The organism is Kribbella sp., from assembly GCF_035655035.1.
GTDB lineage: Bacteria > Actinomycetota > Actinomycetes > Propionibacteriales > Kribbellaceae > Kribbella.
The window spans coordinates 1-1,799 of sequence record NZ_DASRVN010000237.1 but is presented as its reverse complement, the minus strand read 5'-3'; the positions used below and the strand labels follow the sequence as shown (position 1 = coordinate 1,799).

The window sequence follows — 1,799 nt, the reverse complement described above, 5'->3', positions numbered from 1 at the left end:
TCGAAGGCCTGTTCGGCCAGGGGGTAGTCGCGCTGGGCGACACCCAGGTACAGGGCGTCCAGGACGAGCATCTGGGCGTGGCGACCGGACAGACCCCCGGTGCGGAGCGTCACGTCGCGGGCGGCGGTGACCAGGACGATGTCCGCGACCTCCGCGAGCGGCGAGCGCGGATAGTTGGTGACGGCCACGGTCGTCGCGCCCTGCCGGCCGGATCCGGTCAGCGGTTCGATGACTTCCAGCGTCTCGCCGCTGTGCGAGATCCCGACCGCGACATCACCCGCACCAAGCAAGGCGGAACTCGCCAACGCCGTGTGGACGTCGCTCCAGGTACTGGCGGCCCGCCCGATCCGATGCAGCCGCAACCGCAGATCCTCGGCCACCGCCGCGGACCCGGCCACCGCGTACAGGTCGATCCGCCGCGCATCCGAGATCGCCGCCGCGGCCCGCCCGAGCGCACCGACGTCGAGCGCCGCGACGGTGTCCTCGAGCGCGCGGGTGTCCGTCCGGAGCAGGGTCCGCAGTACGTCGTCCAGCGAGTCGTCCGGCCCTACCTCGGACCCGGTACCGCGCTCCCAGCTCGGACTTGTCCGGCCGCTCTCGGCCGCCAGCGTCAGCCGCAGCTCGGCGTACCCGGACAGGCCGAGCGCCAGGCAGAACCGCGTCACGCTCGGCAGCGACGTACCGCAACGCTCCGCCAGCTGCCCGATCGTCGACGACGCCACCGCCGCCGGATCCCGCAGCACCTCGGCCGCGATCCGCTCCTGCGCCGGGCTGAGCACCGGCAGCAGGCCGTGGATCCGCGCCTCGAGACTCGGCAGCGGTGACTCGGCAGTGCTCATGTAAAGAATTCTCAGAGCACTTCAAGCACCTTTACAACAATTCACACTGGCCGATTCCGGCCACCGCGGTCAGAACAGCGCGGCCATCAACCGGCGGCGAGCCTTCACGACGCGCTCGTCGTCCGCGCCGACCACGTCGAACAGCTCCAGCAGGTGCAGCCGTACGGCGTTGCGCTCGTCGCCGGACGTCGCCTGGACGGTCGCGATCAGCCGGGCAAACGCGTCGTCGACATGCCCGCCCATCAGGTCCACGTCCGCGACCAGCAGCTGCGCCTCGACGTCGGCCGGGTTGTCCGCGGCCCGCGTCCGGATGTCGGCCGGCACGTCCTGGGTGCGCTTGACCAGCTGCACCCGGGCCAGCCCCGACTTCGCCTCGGCGTCGTTCGGCGTCTCCTTGAGCAGCTCCTCGTACGCCGCGATCGCGCCGTCCAGGTCGCCCGCGGCGACCGCGTTCTCGGCCTTCTCGTACCGCGGGTTCGGCGCGTCCTCCGCCACCGGCTCCGCGACCGGGCCGATCGGCTCCGCGCGCCCGGTGATCCCGTTCGCGACCGCGACCGTCAGCAGCTGGTCGAGGTACTGCCGGACCTCCGGCTCGCCCAGCACGCCCTGGAACAGCGGGACCGGCTGCCCGCGCAGGATCGCGATCACGACCGGCACCGCCTGGACGCCGAACGCCTGCGCGACCTGGGGGTTCGCGTCGACGTCGATCCGGGCCAGCAGGAACTTCCCGGCGTACTCCGTCGAGAGCTTGACCAGCACGTCGCCCAGGCCGCCCTGCGCCCGCGGCGAGTACAGCTCGACCACGACCGGGGCCTGCAACGAGCGCTCGATCACGTCGGCCTGGAAGTTCGCCTCGGTGACCTCGAGCGCGTAGGCACCGCCACCGGCCGCCGCCGGTGCACCGCCGGCCGCGGGCGCCGCGCCGGCCGGCTTGCGGAGGGACGACAGGTCGACCGCCCC

2 protein-coding genes are annotated in these 1,799 nt (G+C 72.7%); both read right to left on the bottom strand.

Annotation, left to right across the window (positions count from 1 at the left end; genetic code table 11):
- Positions 1-839, bottom strand: an 839-nt coding sequence (locus VFF46_RS13690) for a MurR/RpiR family transcriptional regulator (protein WP_325037482.1), incomplete at its 3' end; no start/stop codon positions are given.
- Between the two features lie 69 nt (positions 840-908).
- Positions 909-1,799: tetratricopeptide repeat protein (locus VFF46_RS13685; RefSeq protein WP_325037481.1), on the bottom strand; the 891-nt coding region annotated here is incomplete at its 5' end.